The sequence below is a fragment of the uncultured Acetatifactor sp. genome (assembly GCF_948601915.1).
Lineage (GTDB): Bacteria > Bacillota > Clostridia > Lachnospirales > Lachnospiraceae > Acetatifactor.
Map to the genome: position 1 here is coordinate 29,550 of NZ_CAPDXS010000022.1, position 16,901 is coordinate 46,450.

Consider the following 16,901-nt stretch of genomic DNA (forward strand, 5'->3'; position numbering starts at 1 on the left):
ACGAAAATGAGCAATGATTTAGATGAAATGCTGAGCCAGGGCCCCACCTTGACCTTCGAGCCCTTTTCCCAGCCTGAGGCCCCTGAAGTGCCTGCGGCGGCCGAGGCCACGCAAAAGATACCAGAGGCGGTGCTGACCCCTGCGGAACAGAAGATGGTGGACGATTTTGCCGCCCAAATCGACATTTCGAATACCCAGATGGTGCTGCAGTACGGCGCCGGCAGCCAGAAGAAGATCGCGGATTTCTCCGAGGGCGCCCTGAACAATGTGCGCACCAAGGACATGGGCGAGATCGGCCAGATGCTGGCGGACGTGGTCACCGAGCTGAAGGACTTCAACAATGAGGAAGAGGAAAAGGGATTCCTGGGCTTTTTCAAGAAGGGCTCCAACAAGCTGGAGAACCTGAAGATAAAGTACGATAAGGCGGAGGGTAACATCAACAAAATCTGCCGGGTGATGGAGGACCATCAGGTGACCCTGTTAAAGGATGCCGCCATGCTGGACAAGATGTATGAGCTGAACCTGAACTACTTCAAGGAGCTGTCCATGTACATCCTGGCCGGAAAGAAGAAGCTGGAGCAGGCCCGGACAGTGGAGCTTCCCGCCCTCCTGGCCAAGGCGGAGCGCAGCGGCCTCCCCGAGGACACCCAGGCCGCCAACGATTTCGCCGCCATGTGCGAGCGCTTCGAGAAGAAGATCTACGACCTGGAGCTGACCAGGACCATCTCCATGCAGATGGCGCCCCAGATCCGCCTGATCCAGAGCAATGACGCCGCCATGTCGGAGAAGATACAGTCCACGCTGGTGAACACCATCCCCCTGTGGAAGAGCCAGATGGTGATCGCCATAGGCTTAAGCCACTCCACCGAGGCCGCCAAGGCCCAGCGGGAGGTGACGGACATGACCAACGCGCTGTTGAAGAAGAACGCCGAGACCCTGAAGATCGCCACCATAGAGACCGCCAGGGAGACCCAGCGGGGCATCGTGGACATCGAGACCCTCACCGCCACCAACCAGACCCTGATCAGCACCTTAGACGAGGTGATGAAGATCCAGGAGGACGGCCGGGCCAAGAGGAAGAGCGCGGAGGCGGAGCTGGGCAGAATCGAGAACGAGATGCGCCAGAAGCTGCTGTCCGTCAGCCAGGCTTCCAGGCAGGTGTAAAAAATATCCCACAGGAGAGCAAACTGTCGGCAAGACATTGCTTCCTGTGGGATTTTTTCAGAACCGCATTCCTGTCTCAGATAAAGACCGGGCTGCCGGGAAATGGCGGGAATGCCAGGTTCCCGGCAGAGCCTTATAACCCGGGATGCCTGTCTCTGAACACAGGCATGCTGCCGCGGACTTCCTCCGCCAGGTTCATGTCGCATTCGGCAGACAGAATTTCTTCCGTTTCTTCTGCCAGCGCCAGAGTCCTGCCCAGAGGGTCGATCACTGCGGATGTTCCGCCATACACGGTACTGTCAGCCGCGGAGCAGGAATTACAGTTCACAACGAATATCTGGTTTTCAATGGCTCTTGCCGCCGTCAGGCATCTCAAATGGGCGATTCTTTCCCTCGGCCACTGGGAGACCACGAACAGCATCTCGATCCCGTCCAGGCTGAGCCTGCGCGTGAGTTCCGGGAAGCGCAGGTCATAACAGATAATCACGCCGCATTTGATCCCGTCCAACGAAAAAACGCAGATATGGTCGCCCCGGGCATAAAATCCGTCCTCGCCCATGGGCGTGAACAGATGCATTTTGTCATATTCCGCAATACAGGCGCCTTTTCGGTCAAACACCGCTGCCGTGTTGAAAATCTTTCCGCCGCGCAGATTGGAGACGGAGCCCGCTACGATATTCACACCATATTCCATGGCCAGACCGCCGATATGCTCCTTCACTTCGGCAAGGTTGCGGGAAGACAGTTCCGCAAGCCCCGTTTTTGGGAAAAATCCCGTATTCCAGGTCTCGGGCAGCACAAGCACGTCCGGATGTTCTTTTACGGCACGGCGAATCATCTGCTTTGCATGAAGAAAATTTTCAGACGGATTTCCAAGTTCCATATGCATCTGCAGACAGGAAACTTTCATAAGTGCAGACAATTCCTTACCCCCTTTCCAATAAGTGATAAAGGCGGTTTGCCGCCTCTTTGGTCTCTTCCGGATTTCCAAAGGCGGAGAACCGGAAATATCCTCGCCCGCACGCGCCGAAGCCCTCCCCCGGGATACCGACTACCTGGATCTCCTTCAGCAGATAGTCGAAAAACCCCCAGCCGCTCATGCCGTCGGGGCATTTCATCCAGAGATAGGGCGCATTTTTGCCGCCTGTATACCAAATGCCCGCCGCCTCCAACGCCCTCATGAAACAAGCGGCATTTTCTTTATATATCCTCAAATTGTCGCGGATCTGCCTCTGGCCTTCCGGTGTAAATACCGCCAAAGCCCCTTTTTGCAGGATGTAGGAGACACCGTTTGTCCTGGTCTCACGATTGCGCGCCCACATTTCATTGAGGTTCATGCCGCCCCGGATCAGATTGCGGGGCACCACCGTATAGCCCACCCGAGTCCCCGTAAACCCTGCCGTTTTGGAAAGGGAACAGATTTCGATGGCGCATCTGTCCGCGCCCTCCAGCTCGTAAATGCTGTGGGGAATCTCTTTATCTTCTATGAATATTTCGTATGCCGCGTCAAAGAGGATAACCGCGCCGATCTCGTTTGCGAAGTCCACCCAGGCCTGCAGCCCGCTGCGGCTGAATGCGGCGCCGGTGGGATTGTTGGGAGAACAGATATAGAGGATATCGGCCCGGGCTTCTTCACAGGGTTCGGGCAGGAAGCCCTTTTCCTCGTTTGAAGACAAATGTATAATCCTTCTCCCCGCGAGAAGATTGGTATCCACATACTCCGGATATGCCGGCTCTATCACCATAACGCTGTTATCCCGCTCAAACAGTTCAAGAATATCGCCGAGATCGTCGCAGGCGCCGCTGGAAACAAAGATTTCATGCTCGTCCATCTCAACGCCCCCATCCCGATAGTGCTCCGCAATGGCTTTCCGAAGCGCAGGATCGCCAGCCTCCGGCATATACCCATGGAAAGTGGCCGCCCTCCCCTGATCCTCAACGGCAGCGTGCAGTGCCTGTATCACAGCCGGACAAAGAGGCAGGGATACATCCCCCACGCCCATTCTAAATACCTTTTTACCGGCGTTTGAGATGAGATATTCGTTTGTCTTTCTGTAGATGGTGTTAAACAGATAGGCTTCTTTTAAGTCCCCGTATCTTGTATTAGGCTTCAGCATTGTTTGGCTTCTCCTTCTTACATATAATCTTTATTTCTCTTTCTCCGATAACCGCCGTTCAAACCGATCCTTTCTGGTATCGGAGGGTATTTCTGTGGGATACTCTCCGCTGAAGCAGGCATTACAGTAATTGCAGCTGCCGGTCAGCAGGGAAAGCTGTTCTACCGGAAGATAGCCCAGGGAATCCGCACCGATCCTGCGGGCGATTTCGGCAGTGGTATATTGGCAGGCGATCAGATGTTCTTCCGAGTCAATATCCGTTCCGTAGTAGCAGGGATGGAGGAACGGCGGCGAAGAGACCCTCATATGGATTTCTTTCGCGCCTGCTTCCCGCAGCAACGTCACGATGCGTCCGCTGGTTGTCCCCCGTACAATGGAGTCGTCGATCAGCACCAGGCGTTTGCCCCTCACCGCATCTTCTATGGCGGAAAGCTTGATCCTCACTTTATCAAGACGGTCTCCCGGCGCGATGAAGGTTCTGCCCACATACCTGTTTTTCATCAGTCCCATGCCGTAGGGAATACCTGACGTCCGGCTGTAACCCAGCGCCGCGTCCAGCCCGGAATCCGGCACCCCGATCACAAGATCCGCCTCTGCCGGATGGGTTTTGGCAAGAACGGCTCCGGCCCTGGCTCTGGCGGCATGAACCGAAACGCCGTCGATGACCGAATCGGAACGGGCAAAATAGATATACTCGAAAACGCAGAGCTTTTTCTGCTGCTTGCCGCAGTGTTCTTTTCGGGAGACGACGCCGCTTTTGCTGAAAACAAGGATCTCTCCGGGCTCCACATCCCGGATTACCCGGCCGCCCACCGCCTGGATGGCACAGCTCTCAGAGGCTGCCACATACATTCCGTCGCTTGTCTTTCCGTAGCAGAGAGGCCGGAATCCATACGGATCTCTGGCGCAGATCAGCTTTTGCGGCGACATCACGATCAGGGAATAGGCGCCGTCAAGTATGTCCATGGCGCCGCTTACGGCATCCTCTATGGAGCTTGTTTTCAGGCGTTCCTTTGTAATGATATAGGCAATGGTTTCGGTATCGCTTGTGGTATGGAAAATAGCGCCGGACAATTCAAGCCCACTGCGCAGTTCCGCCGCATTTGATAGATTTCCGTTATGGGCCAATGCCATTCTGCCTTTTTGATGGTTGACCTCAATGGGCTGGCAGTTGTTTCGGTTCGTCCCTCCGGTGGTGCCGTAACGCACATGCGCCACTGCCATCTGTCCTTCCGGCAGACGGGACAAGGCCTCTCCCGAAAAGACTTCGCCCACCAGCCCCAAGTCCTTATGGGAGGCGAACAGGCCGTCGTCATTGACCACGATTCCGCAGCTTTCCTGCCCCCTGTGCTGGAGCGCATACAGACCATAATAGCATATGCCTGCCACATCGCGGATATCGGGAGCCATCACACCAAATACGCCGCATTCTTCACGGATACTCATACCCTACCTCCCATGGCTTTCTCAAATGCCGCTCCGATAAATCCCTTGAACAGGGGATGGGGCCTGTTGGGGCGGCTCTTAAACTCCGGGTGGTACTGTACGCCCACATAGAACGGATGTTCGCCAATCTCCACCGTTTCCACAAGCCTACCGTCAGGAGAGGTTCCGCTGACGGTGAGCCCTGCCGCTTCAAAAGCTTCCCGGTACGCATTGTTGAACTCATAGCGGTGTCTGTGCCGTTCGCTGATGTCCGCGGCGCCGTAACAGCGCTCCATTGTGGTGCCCGCCTTGATGCTGCAGGGATAAGCGCCCAGACGGAGGGTTCCGCCTTTGTCAATGGCATCGCTCTGTCCCGGCATAAAATCGATCACCTTATGCCTGCACAATTCGTCGAATTCCCCGGAGTTGGCATCCCTCATGCCGAGAACGTTCCTGGCGTATTCGATGACGGCGATCTGCATGCCGAGGCAGATTCCCAGATACGGAATTTCCCTCTCCCTCGCATACCCCACCGCCAGAATCATGCCTTCCACGCCCCGGCTGCCGAAGCCCCCGGGCACAAGAATCCCGTCCAGTCCCCCCAGTTTTTCTTCCACGGTATCTGCCGTGATTTCTTCCGAGTCCATCCAATGGATGCGGACATGGGTATTGTGGAAATAACCTGCATGGGAAAGCGCTTCCGCAACCGAGAGATAGGCATCGTGCAGTCCCACATACTTGCCCACAAGCCCGATGTCCACATAATGGGGCCTGGCCTTGATGCGTTCCACCATCTCCTCCCATTCCGCCAGCCTGGGAGCGGGCGCTTCTATCCCCAGCTCACGGCACACAACGGAAGAGAAGCCCGACTTTTCAAGCATCAGGGGCGCTTCATACAGATTGGGCAACGTCATGTTTTCGATGACACAGTCCGGCTTCACATTACAGAACATAGATATCTTCTTGAAAATCGACTCCTCCAGCGGCTCATCGCAGCGCAGCACCACAATGTCCGGGTTCACGCCCATCCCCTGCAGCTCTTTCACCGAATGCTGTGTGGGTTTCGATTTGTGTTCACCGGAGCCGCCCAGGAAGGGCACCAATGTCACATGAATGAACAGGCTGTTCTCTCTGCCCACCTCCAGAGAAATCTGCCTTGCCGCCTCGATAAAAGGCTGGGACTCGATGTCTCCTATGGTGCCGCCGATTTCGGTGATAACCACATGGGCATTGGTCTTCTTTCCCACACGGTAGACGAACTCCTTGATCTCATTTGTGATATGCGGAATCACCTGCACGGTGGAACCGAGGTATTCGCCCCGCCGTTCCTTGTTCAGCACATTCCAGTAGACCTTGCCGGTGGTGAGGTTGGAGTATCTGTTCAAGTCTTCGTCGATAAAACGCTCATAATGTCCCAGGTCAAGGTCGGTTTCGGCTCCGTCCTCGGTGACATATACTTCTCCGTGTTGATAGGGGCTCATGGTTCCGGGATCCACATTGATATAAGGATCAAGCTTCTGCGCCGCCACCTTCAGCCCCCGCGCCTTCAGCAACCTTCCCAGAGAAGCCGCCGTGATTCCCTTGCCCAGACCCGATACCACGCCTCCCGTGACAAATATATATTTGGCCATTTCCTCCGCTCCTTCCGAATCCTTCGCCTCTATTGAACGCTGAAAAGCAGATCTCCATAGGAGGGATAAGGCCAATATCTTTTGGCGGTGAGGGTTTCGGCCTCATCGCAGGCCACCCTTAATTCGCCCATCCCGGCCAGTACCTGATCCCGAATCAAGGCAGCCTCCTCACCGATGTCTTCGGCGGCGGCAAGCGACAGAAGCGAATTTTCAACGGCAACCGCACCGTCATAGATCCTGTCTGTCAGGGCGGAAAGCTTCCGGACAAGCTCCGTTTCATAACCGCATGCCAAAGCGGAATCCAGGGCCTTCTTTGCCGCAGCTGTCCCTGCAAGCTCTGATGCATAGGCGCTGACGGCAGGCGCGATCTGGGTCTTTGCCATATCCACCATGGTATTGGCTTCAATGATGATGGTTTTGCAATAATTTTCTAACGTTATTTCATATCTCGATCTGATTTCCGCCTCTGTGAAGACACCGTGGGAAGTCAGCATATCCACATTCTTTTTGTCAAGAATATGGGGCACGGCGTCCGCAGTGGTGCGATAGTTGAGAAGCCCCCGTTTTTCCGTGGCTTCCCGAATCCAGTTTTCCTCATAGCCGTTTCCGTTGAAAATGATACGCTTATGGTCTTTGATGGTTTTTCTGATCATTTCATGAAGCGCGGTCTCAAAATCTTCCGCCCCTTCCAGACGGTCGGCATAGATTTTCAGGCTTTCGGCAACCGCGGTATTCAGCATAATGTTGGCACAGGCAATACTGTTGGAAGAGCCCAGCATACGGAACTCGAATTTGTTGCCGGTAAATGCGAATGGGGATGTCCGGTTGCGGTCGGTGGTATCGCGGTTGAATTTCGGCAAAACATCCGCGCCCAGCTTCATTTGCGTCTTTTTCGTTCCCTCATAAGGCGTATCGTTCTCAATCGCCTCCAAAACCGCGCTGAGTTCATCGCCCAGGAACAGGGAGACAACGGCGGGCGGCGCTTCGTTTGCGCCCAGCCGATGGTCGTTTCCGGCCGTGGCAACGGAGATGCGGAGCAGATCCTGATAATCGTCCACCGCTTTTATTACAGCACAGAGGAACAGCAGAAACTGCGCGTTCTCATAGGGCGTGGCGCCGGGAGAAAGCAGGTTCTGGCCGCTGTCCGTGGCAATGGACCAGTTGTTGTGCTTGCCGCTGCCGTTGACGCCTGCAAAGGGTTTCTCGTGGAGCAGACAGACAAGGCCGTGCTTTGCTGCTACTTTCTGCATGATTTCCATTGTGAGCTGGTTGTGGTCTGTGGCGATATTGGTGGTGGTATGAATCGGTGCCAGCTCGTGCTGGGCAGGAGCCACCTCGTTATGCTCGGTCTTCGCCAGGATCCCCAGTTTCCAGAGCTCATCGTTGAGCTCTTCCATATAAGCGGCCACACGGGGCTTGATGACGCCGAAGTAATGGTCATCCATTTCCTGTCCCTTGGGCGGCTTTGCGCCGAACAGGGTGCGGCCCGTAAAGCGAAGGTCGGGGCGCCTTTCATACATTTCCTTTGTGATAAGGAAGTATTCCTGCTCAGGCCCCACAGAGCTGGTCACTCTCTTTACGGTGTCGTTGCCGAACAGGCGCAGGATGCGGAGAGCCTGTTTATTCAGCGCCTCCATGGAGCGAAGAAGCGGCGTCTTCTTATCCAGTGCGTGCCCGCCGTAGGAGCAGAATGCCGTAGGGATGCAGAGCGTCCTGCCTTTGATGAACGCATATGAGGTAGGATCCCAGGCCGTATAGCCTCTGGCCTCAAAGGTGGCCCTCAATCCGCCGCTGGGGAAAGAAGAGGCATCCGGCTCACCCTTGATCAACTCTTTGCCCGAAAAATCCATGATCACACCGCCGTCAGGGGACGGCGTGATGAAGCTGTCATGTTTTTCTGCCGTTATACCGGTCAGCGGCTGAAACCAGTGTGTGAAATGGGTAGCGCCTTTGGACAGCGCCCACTCTCTCATTGCCATGGCCACCCCATGGGCTACGCTGATGTCGAGCTCAGTCCCCTGATCGATGGTCTTCTTCAGGGACGCATAGACCTGATCCGATAAAGTGGCTTTCATGACTCTGTCATCGAATACCAGGCTTCCAAAATAATCTTTTACCGTTTCCATCCTATTCCTCTCCTTTGCCGTTCCGGATTTTTGATTGTGAAAAAGAATCGCTTGCGTGAATCTGCGCCGCAAATGCGCCGCTACAGCAACAAAAAAACGGTGTCTTCGAGCACTTACCCTCAAAGACGCCGTTGCCTTTACGCTCTATGTTATACACCTGCCGGTTTTCTTTGTCAACCCCTTTTTTGTAATTTGCAGCATGAAAACTTTCAGGTTTCACCTTGACAAAGTACCTGTTTCGGCGTATGATACTCGTAAATGAGCAAAGGCGTTCGTTTTGGTGCAGACAAGTATCTGAGGTATCTGTGCCGAAAGGAACGCCTTTGCTCTATTCTATTTTCCCGAAAGGCAGGGTACTGATATGAAACTGGAAGGCCAGATACGAATCCCCTCCGGATGCGCCATCGCTGCCGTCATTTCCCGTGAGGGCAACCGAATGTCCGGCGGGACGATTGCCAATGCCATGAAGCCCATGCACGATCGTTCCAACGGACTGGGCGGCGGTTTTGCCGGTTACGGCATTTATCCCGAGTATAAGGAACTGTATGCGTTCCATCTGTTTTTCGACCAGCGCGCCACGCGGAAAAGCTGTGAGGCATTCCTGAAAGAACAGTTTGAAATCGTAAAATCGGAAAGGATACCCACACGGAAGATTCCGGCCATCACCGACGAGCCTGTCATATGGAGATACTTTGCCGCGCCTCTAAAGTCCGTGCTTGCGGATCTGCAGCTTGACGAAAAAGAGTTTGTCGCCCGTACCGTCATGAAAATCAATACCGGGATAAAAGGAGCCTATGTCTTCTCCAGCGGCAAAAACATGGGGACTTTCAAGGCTGTGGGGTATCCGGAAGATGTGGGTGCCTTCTATCGCTTGGAAGAATATGAGGGGTATTCCTGGACAGCCCATGGACGCTATCCTACCAACACCCCCGGATGGTGGGGCGGCGCGCATCCGTTTACGCTGCTGGACTGGTCCGTTGTCCACAACGGCGAAATCTCTTCCTATGACGCCAACCGCCGTTTTATAGAAATGTTCGGATATCAATGTACGCTCCAGACAGACACGGAGGTCATCACCTATGTGATGGACTATCTGATCCGTGTCCAGGGGCTCACCCTGGAGGAAGCGGCCAGCGTCATTGCCGCCCCTTTCTGGCGTACCATTGAAGGGAAAACGGATCCGGAAGACAGGCATAAGTATACGTATCTCCGTACTATGTTTCCCAGTCTGCTGATTACGGGGCCTTTTTCCATTGTCCTGGGATTTGACGGCGGCCTCATGGCCCTCAATGACCGCCTGAAGCTGCGTTCCATGGTAGTGGGCGAAAAGGGCGACAGGGTGTTCATTGCCAGCGAAGAAGCCGCTGTCCGGGCCATGGAACCGCAGGCGGAAAATATCTGGGCTCCCGCAGGCGGAGAACCTGTCATCATCAAAGTAAAGGACGGTGGGTTTTGATGAGTGTGGAATTTATCTACCCCGAATTTGAAGTAGTCAGAAACACGGAGCGCTGTACTGTCTGCCGTATATGCGAACGCCAGTGCGCAAACGAAGTCCACTCCTTTCGGAAAGACAGGGGCGTGATGGAGGCAGATGAGACCAAATGCGTCAACTGCCAGCGCTGTGTCTCGTTCTGTCCCACAAGGGCCTTGAAAATCGTAAAGAGCGATTGTGCCTTTCGGGAAAATGCAAACTGGCAGAACGATACCGTCAAGGAAATCTATAAGCAGGCCAACAGCGGCGGCGTGCTGCTGTCCTCTATGGGCAATCCCAAACCGCTGCCTGTATATTGGGATAAGATTTTGATCAATGCCTCCCAGGTGACCAATCCACCCATCGATCCCCTGAGAGAGCCCATGGAGACCCGTGTGTTTTTGGGTAAAAAGCCCGAGAAAGTCCAACGCGGCGAAAACGGCAAGTTAAAATACGAAATGCCCCCTCAATTGGAGCTTTCCATGCCGATTATGTTCTCGGCAATGAGTTACGGCTCTGTCAGCTACAACGCACATGCCTCCCTTGCCCGTGCGGCAAAGGAACTGGGCATTTTCTATAACACAGGGGAGGGCGGCCTGCATGAAGACTTTTACTGCTATGGGGAGAACACCGTCGTCCAGGTGGCCTCAGGCCGTTTCGGCGTCCATGAAGGGTATCTGAAAGCCGGCGCCGCCATTGAGATCAAAATGGGACAGGGCGCAAAGCCCGGAATCGGAGGGCACCTGCCCGGCGCCAAGATTGTGGGCGACATTTCGCGCACCCGTATGATTCCCCAGGGCTCGGACGCCATATCTCCGGCGCCCCACCACGATATTTATTCCATTGAAGACCTGTGCCAGCTTGTGTTCTCGTTAAAAGAGGCCACCGAGTATAAGAAGCCCGTCATCGTAAAGGTCGCCGCCGTACATAATATTGCGGCAATCGCCAGCGGTATCGCCAGAAGCGGCGCGGACATCATTGCCATCGACGGTTTCCGCGGCGGCACCGGCGCAGCGCCTACCCGCATCAGAGACAATGTGGGCATTCCGGTGGAGCTTGCCCTGGCGGCCGTGGACACCCGGCTCCGCCAGGAAGGAATCCGCAATCACGTATCCCTTGTTGCGGGGGGATCTGTCCGCAGCGCCGCCGATGTGGTAAAAGCGATCGCCCTGGGTGCCGATGCCTGCTACATTGCAACGGCAGCTTTGCTTGCATTGGGCTGCCATCTCTGCCGCACCTGCCAAAGCGGTAAATGCAACTGGGGCATCGCCACCCAGCGCCCCGAACTTGTAGCGCGCCTGGATCCCCATACCGGCAGCAAGCGTCTGATCAACCTGATGAATGCCTGGCGGCATGAGATCAAGGAACTGATGGGCGGTATGGGAATCAATTCCATCGAATCCCTCCGGGGCAATCGCCTGATGCTCCGGGGAATCGGCATGACAGACAAAGAACTTGAGATCCTGGGCATCTCCCATGCGGGAGAGTGACCGCACATAAAAATCCCATAGAAAAAACGGTAAAGGTGTGGTATCATATGATGTTAGTAAACGCAAAAAATCTCCATTACAGAGCTTTAAACGAAGCCCTCCGCAAAGCCGCTGATGACTGCACTGTCACCGAATGCTGCGGGCAGCGCTATATTGCGGCCGGGATGTCCCATAAAAGCATTACGATCAGCGGCACCCCGGGCAATGCCCTGGGCGCTTATCTGAACGGCGCCGCCATCACCGTCCATGCGAATGCCCAGGAGGCCGTAGGCGATACCATGAACGCGGGCAAAATCGTGGTTCACGGCAATATCGGCGATGCCGCCGGTTACGCCATGAGAGGGGGCAAAATCTTTGTCAGAGGAAATGCAGGCTACCGGGCGGGCATCCATATGAAAGCCTATGAAGAGAAGAGACCCCTTATGGTAATCGGCGGCAGGGCAGGGAGCTTTCTGGGGGAATATCAGGCAGGCGGCGTCATCGTCGTCCTCGGCCTTGGGGCAAAGGATCAGGAAATCGTAGGCAACTTTCCCTGCACGGGGATGCACGGCGGGAAAATGTTCCTGCGCTCTGACTGCAGGAATATCAAGTTCCCCAGTCAGGTCACTGCCCGTGCCGCAGACGGAACCGACAGGGAAGAGGTAAAAGCCTATGTGTCCGAATACTGCGATTTATTCGGTTACGACATCCGCCAGGTGCTGTCCTCGCCCTTTACTGTCATTACCCCTGACAGCAAAAGCCCCTACAGGCAGATGTATGTGGCAAATTAAGCGGCAGGCTGCCGGAACGGATAGCAGGAAAATTCCCGTCTGGCCGGCGGCCAGCAGCGGGGATTCGAGGCAGATTGCCGGTGTGTGGCATCAATCATGGAAAGGAAGAGGGAAGATTGTATGAAATATTCAAGGGAAGAGGTCATGCAGTATGTCAGGGAGGAGGATGTGAAATTTATCCGCCTGGCCTTCTGCGATGTGTTCGGCAGACAGAAGAATATATCGATTGTGGCAGAGGAGCTTCCCCGTGCCTTCGAATACGGAATCGCCTTTGACGCCTCCGCCATCGCAGGCTTCGGCGATGAAACAAGGTGCGACCTGCTGCTCCATCCCGATGCGGAGACCTTAATGCCCCTTCCCTGGCGTCCGGAGCACGGCCGGGTGGTGCGGATGTTCTGCGGTATCTCCTATCCGGACGGCACGCCCTTTGAATGCGACACACGCGGTTTACTGAAAAAAGCAGTGGACGATGCCGGGAAAGCAGGCTTTTCGTTCCTGTTCGGTGCCGAACAGGAGTTCTATCTCTTTCGGTTAGATGAATGGGGCAGGCCAACCAAAATCCCCTATGACGAAGCAGGATATATGGACATAGCGCCAGAAGACCGGGGGGAGAACATCCGCCGTGAAATATGCCTCACCCTGGAGCAGATGGGCATTCGCCCCGAAAGCTCCCACCACGAGGAGGGGCCTGGACAGAATGAAATCGACTTTCGCTATTCCGATGCCATTACCGCGGCGGACAATGCCATGACATTTCAAACCGTGGTAAAAACCGTTGCCCACCGGAACGGCCTGTACGCGGATTTTTCCGCCAAGCCCCTTGATCACGAGCCGGGAAACGGATTTCATATCAATATCTCCGTAAAGCCCAATGAAAATGCCAGAAATCTTTATCATGTGATTGCCGGTATCCTTGAGAAAACGGAAGAAATGACCACCTTCTTCAACCCGAACGAAGATTCCTACAAGCGCTTCGGACAGAATAAGGCCCCCCGCTTTATTTCCTGGTCAAAGGAAAACCGCTCTCAACTGATCCGCATTCCGGCGGCCATAGGAGAATACCACCGGGCTGAGCTTCGTTCCCCCGATCCAGCGGCCAATCCCTATCTGGCATTTGCTCTCATGATTTATGCCGGCCTCTACGGGCTCCAAAACAAACCGGACATGCCGGAGGCTGCGGACATCAATCTATATAAAGCCGATGCCGAGACCCTGGCAAAGTTCAGGAAACTGCCCGAAGATCTGCCTTCGGCGCGCAGAATCGCGGCGGCAAGCCAGTTCATCAAGACCCATGTGCCCGGGGCCATCCTGGACATCTACTGCAATCAGTCAAATCCCCCGCAGCAGACCGACGAGCCATCCAGTATGTAGCGCCGCAAGCTGCAGGGAATCCGCCCCTCGCGGCACCTGTCGCATTGCCCGCTGGATAATGAACCGGCCGAAAAAGGAGGCGCACAAAATGAGTCTTAAGGAACGGATATACAGTGTTCTGATCGTTTCTGCGGCAGGAAATCTCAATACCGCCCTCACCGCGCTGCTCCCCGAATCCAGGTACGCGCCTGTCCATAGCGTGTCAAGTGTCAGCGCCGCGAAGAGAGCTTTTGCCCAGCGGACATACGACTATGTCATCGTCAACGCCCCCTTGCCGGACGAGGTCGGGACAAGATTCGCCATAGACGCCTGTCATGCAGAGGGAACCGTCGTGCTGCTGATGGCCCGCGGGGAACTTCACGCAGATCTATACGATAAAGTGGCGGAGCACGGCGTTTTCACACTTCCGAAGCCAACCTCCCGGCAGACGATTATTACAGCGCTCAGTTGGATGGCGAGCGCAAGGGAACGGCTCCGCAACGCAGAGAAGAAAACCCTTTCCATCCAGGAAAAAATGGAGGAAATCCGCATTGTAAACCGTGCAAAGTGGCTTCTCATCAGCGAGATAAAGATGGACGAGCCCAATGCCCATCGCTACATAGAAAAACAGGCCATGGATCGCTGTGTCTCCAAACGCGAGATTGCCGAGGAGATCATTCAGACCTATTCCTGATCCATTCCGCTTTACCGCTGGATGTTTTCCGCCGCGTCATTCCCGGAATCCAGCTGCACAAGGAGCGGCTCGCCTGTGGTCTCCCGGCACAGGCGGATTGTCCCCCGCAGGAGTTCTGGCGTATGTTTCCGGCAGTGCTGTTTCCCCTCACGGAGTTCACAGTTGATTGCCATCATCGAGCTCATGGACGGATCCGTAGGCCGGCTTCCCCATGGCCGTCAGCCCTTTGCCGCCTTTCCGCAAATTCGGTGAAATCCCTGTAACGGCCTATTTCCCGCAAAGGAGCGCCCATATGCCGAAAAGGGCAAGAGACTACAGCCGCTTGTGCGGGCAAGCCCTTATGGGCATTTCTGGCAATAAACAAGGGTTGGTTGACCAGCTGTAAGACCTATGCCTCTCCACCTGCTTACCACCTTATGAAAAGATTTTATCTGATTTTAAACAGTCTGAAACGATGTTTATAAAAATGAATATTTTGGTGAAAAACTTTACGAAAGGACGGAAACTTAAGGAAACATAGGCATTGCAGGGATAAAGTACAGCAAAAAACCCCGCATGAAACGAGGTTCTTCAGAGGCGCAGACCGGATTTGAACCGGTGCATCAGGGTGTTGCAGACGTATGCCGCCAGACCCGCAACGCCGCATCCACACTGGCTTTGTTGCCCCTCTGATCCTCATGACCACCTTAAGTCCACCTTATTGTATGGAGGCAGTCAGTTTCTAAACCAAACAGATTATAGCATTACACGGGGCTGAAAGCAATGTTTTTCAGCCTCTTTTGCTGTGCTTCCTTATTTGTGCTTTATTTTTGCTGTTTTAAGACACTGTACAAGAGTTAAAGGAGACCACCATGGATTATCAATTAGAAGTCAAACAAATCGTGGACTACCCACGGTGCCGCATCTACCGTGAGTTCCTCCGCAGCCTTATGGAAGATAGGGACATCCGTACCAACGGAAGCTCTTATCTTTTTTATTACATGACACTCTGCTCCTACGCCAACTTCCGCTCCTCCTACCGCCGGATAGAGGGCATCTCCTACCTGGTGGGATCGGGAGAGTGGATCTGCAGGACTTCGGAGCTGGCGGAATGGTTCCGCACACGCTTCCAGCACCAGGCGCTCTCCATCCTGGACTACCTGCAGAAGCAGAACTACATCACCTACACAAGGCTGGACAGGAACGGCCTTGTCAAATTCACCATCAACGGCTGGAAACAGCACAATACGGCGCTCGACTACAACTACCCATGTCTGAAGGATGTGGGCTTTTTCTTTTTCCCGGTTGCGGCCGTCCATGAGCTGATCAGCATGGGGAAGTGCTCGGAGATGGACATCGTGCTGGATTTATGGGTGCATGCCATCTACAACGACGGCCAGGTTCAGGGTTCGGAACTGGGGCCGGTGGTCTACTTCCGCAACACCACCGGCAACCCGCTGACGAGCTTCAGTGACCTGGCACTGCGCTGGGGCATCTCGAAGGCCACGGTCAGCCGCATCCTGAACAAACTGCAGGACAAGGGGTACCTCTCGCTGGTATCCTTCACCGGCAGGCACGGCAGCGTCATCTATCTGCGCAGCTACTTATCTACTATGTTCAACGTCAGCGCCCGCATCTATGCGGACACCTTCCATTCCCAGAGGGAAGCGAACCTCGGCTCCTACATGGCCGACCTGCACCTGAGCGCCGCCTACCAGGATGCCCTGCGCGCAGGCTTCATCAGCGGGATGGAGGAGCGGGTACGGCTCGACGACTACACGGTTGGGAACATCAGCCTGCAGTTCCGCCAGCATCCCGACAGGATCGAATATGTGGTGGACTGCGACGCGACCTTCCGGATCCGGATGTTCGGGAACCTGTTCACGCCCATCACGCAGCACATCACGCTGACGGGCTCCCACAATACGAAATATTGACGGGAAGGCTGTTGTCTTTCCGCCCTCCGGCGCGTATAGAATAGAAACGAGACGAAAGGAGCCCTATCTTATGAAAAAGAACAATAAACCTACCGACACAAAAAGAACCCCTGCCATCTGCGGCCTGTCCGCGCTCTGCATCGCAGCGCTCGCAGGCGCCTGGCTCCTGACGCGGGAGCCGGAAAGGGATTTCACCCCCGCCCCCACGGGGCAGGCAGACCAGACCGACAGATGGGAGGAGAACCCTGGCGTGGAGGCTGCCACACTCCCCTCCGCAGCCCCTGGAGGCACCCGGCAGGAGGGCACAGCCTCCGACAATACCCAGACAGTGGTCTCCGAGGACGGGACAGGCTCCACCACGAGCCTCTCCGACAGCTCCACCAGGGAGGAGGCCCTGCAGGAGAAGCCCTCTGAGCCTCCCGTGACCACGGACGATGTCACCGATCCCGACAGGCAGCCGGAGTATGACCCGCCTGTCCAGCAGGCGCAGGCACCCACACCTCCGCAGGACAGCCCCACCGACGGCTCCAGCACGGAAACGCCCTCCGGGGATAGCGGCAACGACAGCAGCCATCAGGGGCAGGTCTACGACCCGGTCTTCGGCTGGGTGACGCCCAGCAGCGTACAGCAGGACACCATCGACAGCGACGGGGACATCAACAAGCAGATCGGCACCATGGGCGGCAGCTGAAGGCTGAAAACTGAACACTGAACAATCGAGTAGGAGGCGGTGACTAACCGCCGTCC

13 protein-coding genes and 1 pseudogene are annotated in these 16,901 nt (G+C 55.3%); 8 read left to right on the forward strand and 6 right to left on the reverse strand.

The genetic code is table 11. The features are described from left to right. Nucleotides 1-6 precede the first annotated feature (6 nt). A complete protein-coding gene (locus Q2B33_RS05580) occupies nucleotides 7-1,164 on the forward strand; it encodes a toxic anion resistance protein (protein WP_300770047.1) in 1,158 nt (385 codons plus the stop codon). A 133-nt stretch (nucleotides 1,165-1,297) separates the two neighbouring features. Here Q2B33_RS05580 and Q2B33_RS05585 read toward each other — a convergent pair whose 3' ends face one another. The 5 genes from Q2B33_RS05585 to Q2B33_RS05605 are packed head-to-tail and all read right to left on the reverse strand — an operon-like array spanning nucleotide 1,298 to nucleotide 8,463. Continuing rightward, on the reverse strand, nucleotides 1,298-2,074 hold the full coding sequence (locus Q2B33_RS05585; RefSeq protein ID WP_300566131.1) for a carbon-nitrogen family hydrolase: 777 nt from the start codon (nucleotides 2,072-2,074) through the stop codon (nucleotides 1,298-1,300). 16 nt (nucleotides 2,075-2,090) lie between these two features. Beyond that, a complete protein-coding gene (locus Q2B33_RS05590) occupies nucleotides 2,091-3,281 on the reverse strand; it encodes an LL-diaminopimelate aminotransferase (protein WP_300791888.1) in 1,191 nt (396 codons plus the stop codon). 30 nt (nucleotides 3,282-3,311) lie between these two features. After that, nucleotides 3,312-4,727: an amidophosphoribosyltransferase gene (gene purF / locus Q2B33_RS05595; RefSeq protein ID WP_300791886.1), complete on the reverse strand. Its 1,416-nt coding sequence runs from the start codon at nucleotides 4,725-4,727 to the stop codon at nucleotides 3,312-3,314. Next, on the reverse strand, nucleotides 4,724-6,337 hold the full coding sequence (locus Q2B33_RS05600) for a CTP synthase (RefSeq protein WP_300791884.1): 1,614 nt from the start codon (nucleotides 6,335-6,337) through the stop codon (nucleotides 4,724-4,726). Before Q2B33_RS05600 ends, purF begins: the two co-directional genes overlap by 4 nt. A 29-nt stretch (nucleotides 6,338-6,366) precedes the next feature. Further along, nucleotides 6,367-8,463: a glutamine synthetase III gene (locus tag Q2B33_RS05605; protein ID WP_300791882.1), complete on the reverse strand. Its 2,097-nt coding sequence runs from the start codon at nucleotides 8,461-8,463 to the stop codon at nucleotides 6,367-6,369. A gap of 361 nt (nucleotides 8,464-8,824) precedes the next feature. On the opposite strand from Q2B33_RS05605, the gene Q2B33_RS05610 reads away from it, so the two are divergent. The 5 genes from Q2B33_RS05610 (at nucleotide 8,825) to Q2B33_RS05630 (ending at nucleotide 14,238) form a co-directional block, all read left to right on the forward strand. Next, the gene (locus tag Q2B33_RS05610; protein WP_300795013.1) at nucleotides 8,825-9,919 is read left to right on the forward strand and encodes a glutamine amidotransferase family protein; all 1,095 of its coding nucleotides are present in this window, start codon (nucleotides 8,825-8,827) and stop codon (nucleotides 9,917-9,919) included. Next, a complete protein-coding gene (locus Q2B33_RS05615) occupies nucleotides 9,919-11,424 on the forward strand; it encodes a glutamate synthase-related protein (protein ID WP_300795017.1) in 1,506 nt (501 codons plus the stop codon). The genes Q2B33_RS05610 and Q2B33_RS05615 overlap by 1 nt, the downstream gene beginning before the upstream one ends. A gap of 47 nt (nucleotides 11,425-11,471) precedes the next feature. Beyond that, nucleotides 11,472-12,194 carry a glutamate synthase gene (locus tag Q2B33_RS05620; RefSeq protein WP_300795015.1) on the forward strand — a complete coding sequence of 241 codons (723 nt, stop codon included), beginning with the start codon at nucleotides 11,472-11,474 and terminating at the stop codon, nucleotides 12,192-12,194. A gap of 120 nt (nucleotides 12,195-12,314) precedes the next feature. Continuing rightward, nucleotides 12,315-13,565 carry a glutamine synthetase family protein gene (locus Q2B33_RS05625; protein WP_300775273.1) on the forward strand — a complete coding sequence of 417 codons (1,251 nt, stop codon included), beginning with the start codon at nucleotides 12,315-12,317 and terminating at the stop codon, nucleotides 13,563-13,565. Nucleotides 13,566-13,653: 88 nt separating this feature from the next. Beyond that, nucleotides 13,654-14,238 (forward strand): ANTAR domain-containing response regulator, encoded by a 585-nt coding sequence (locus Q2B33_RS05630; RefSeq protein ID WP_300785445.1) that lies wholly within the window; start codon nucleotides 13,654-13,656, stop codon nucleotides 14,236-14,238. Between the two features lie 20 nt (nucleotides 14,239-14,258). On the opposite strand, the pseudogene Q2B33_RS05635 reads toward Q2B33_RS05630, so the two are convergent. Beyond that, nucleotides 14,259-14,405, reverse strand: a pseudogene (locus tag Q2B33_RS05635) (IS1380 family transposase); the annotation flags it as partial. A gap of 684 nt (nucleotides 14,406-15,089) precedes the next feature. Between Q2B33_RS05635 and Q2B33_RS05640 the strand changes: the two are divergent. Then, nucleotides 15,090-16,154, forward strand: coding sequence for a helix-turn-helix domain-containing protein (locus Q2B33_RS05640; protein ID WP_300785446.1), 1,065 nt, complete (start codon nucleotides 15,090-15,092; stop codon nucleotides 16,152-16,154). Nucleotides 16,155-16,224: 70 nt separating this feature from the next. Further along, a complete protein-coding gene (locus Q2B33_RS05645; RefSeq protein WP_300566111.1) occupies nucleotides 16,225-16,845 on the forward strand; it encodes a DUF6550 family protein in 621 nt (206 codons plus the stop codon). The last annotated feature ends 56 nt before the right edge of the window (nucleotides 16,846-16,901 follow it).

Excerpts from the sequence above, each read along its gene's own strand:
- Q2B33_RS05590 (WP_300791888.1), bottom strand. The coding sequence starts at position 3,281 with ATGCTGAAGCCTAATACAAGATACGGGGACTTAAAAGAAGCCTATCTG.
- Q2B33_RS05615 (WP_300795017.1), top strand. The coding sequence starts at position 9,919 with ATGAGTGTGGAATTTATCTACCCCGAATTTGAAGTAGTCAGAAACACG.
- Q2B33_RS05610 (WP_300795013.1), top strand. The coding sequence starts at position 8,825 with ATGAAACTGGAAGGCCAGATACGAATCCCCTCCGGATGCGCCATCGCT.
- Q2B33_RS05640 (WP_300785446.1), top strand. The coding sequence starts at position 15,090 with ATGGATTATCAATTAGAAGTCAAACAAATCGTGGACTACCCACGGTGC.
- Q2B33_RS05625 (WP_300775273.1), top strand. The coding sequence starts at position 12,315 with ATGAAATATTCAAGGGAAGAGGTCATGCAGTATGTCAGGGAGGAGGAT.
- purF (WP_300791886.1), bottom strand. The coding sequence starts at position 4,727 with ATGAGTATCCGTGAAGAATGCGGCGTATTTGGTGTGATGGCTCCCGAT.
- Q2B33_RS05580 (WP_300770047.1), top strand. The coding sequence starts at position 7 with ATGAGCAATGATTTAGATGAAATGCTGAGCCAGGGCCCCACCTTGACC.
- Q2B33_RS05585 (WP_300566131.1), bottom strand. The coding sequence starts at position 2,074 with ATGAAAGTTTCCTGTCTGCAGATGCATATGGAACTTGGAAATCCGTCT.
- Q2B33_RS05645 (WP_300566111.1), top strand. The coding sequence starts at position 16,225 with ATGAAAAAGAACAATAAACCTACCGACACAAAAAGAACCCCTGCCATC.
- Q2B33_RS05605 (WP_300791882.1), bottom strand. The coding sequence starts at position 8,463 with ATGGAAACGGTAAAAGATTATTTTGGAAGCCTGGTATTCGATGACAGA.
- Q2B33_RS05620 (WP_300795015.1), top strand. The coding sequence starts at position 11,472 with ATGATGTTAGTAAACGCAAAAAATCTCCATTACAGAGCTTTAAACGAA.
- Q2B33_RS05600 (WP_300791884.1), bottom strand. The coding sequence starts at position 6,337 with ATGGCCAAATATATATTTGTCACGGGAGGCGTGGTATCGGGTCTGGGC.
- Q2B33_RS05630 (WP_300785445.1), top strand. The coding sequence starts at position 13,654 with ATGAGTCTTAAGGAACGGATATACAGTGTTCTGATCGTTTCTGCGGCA.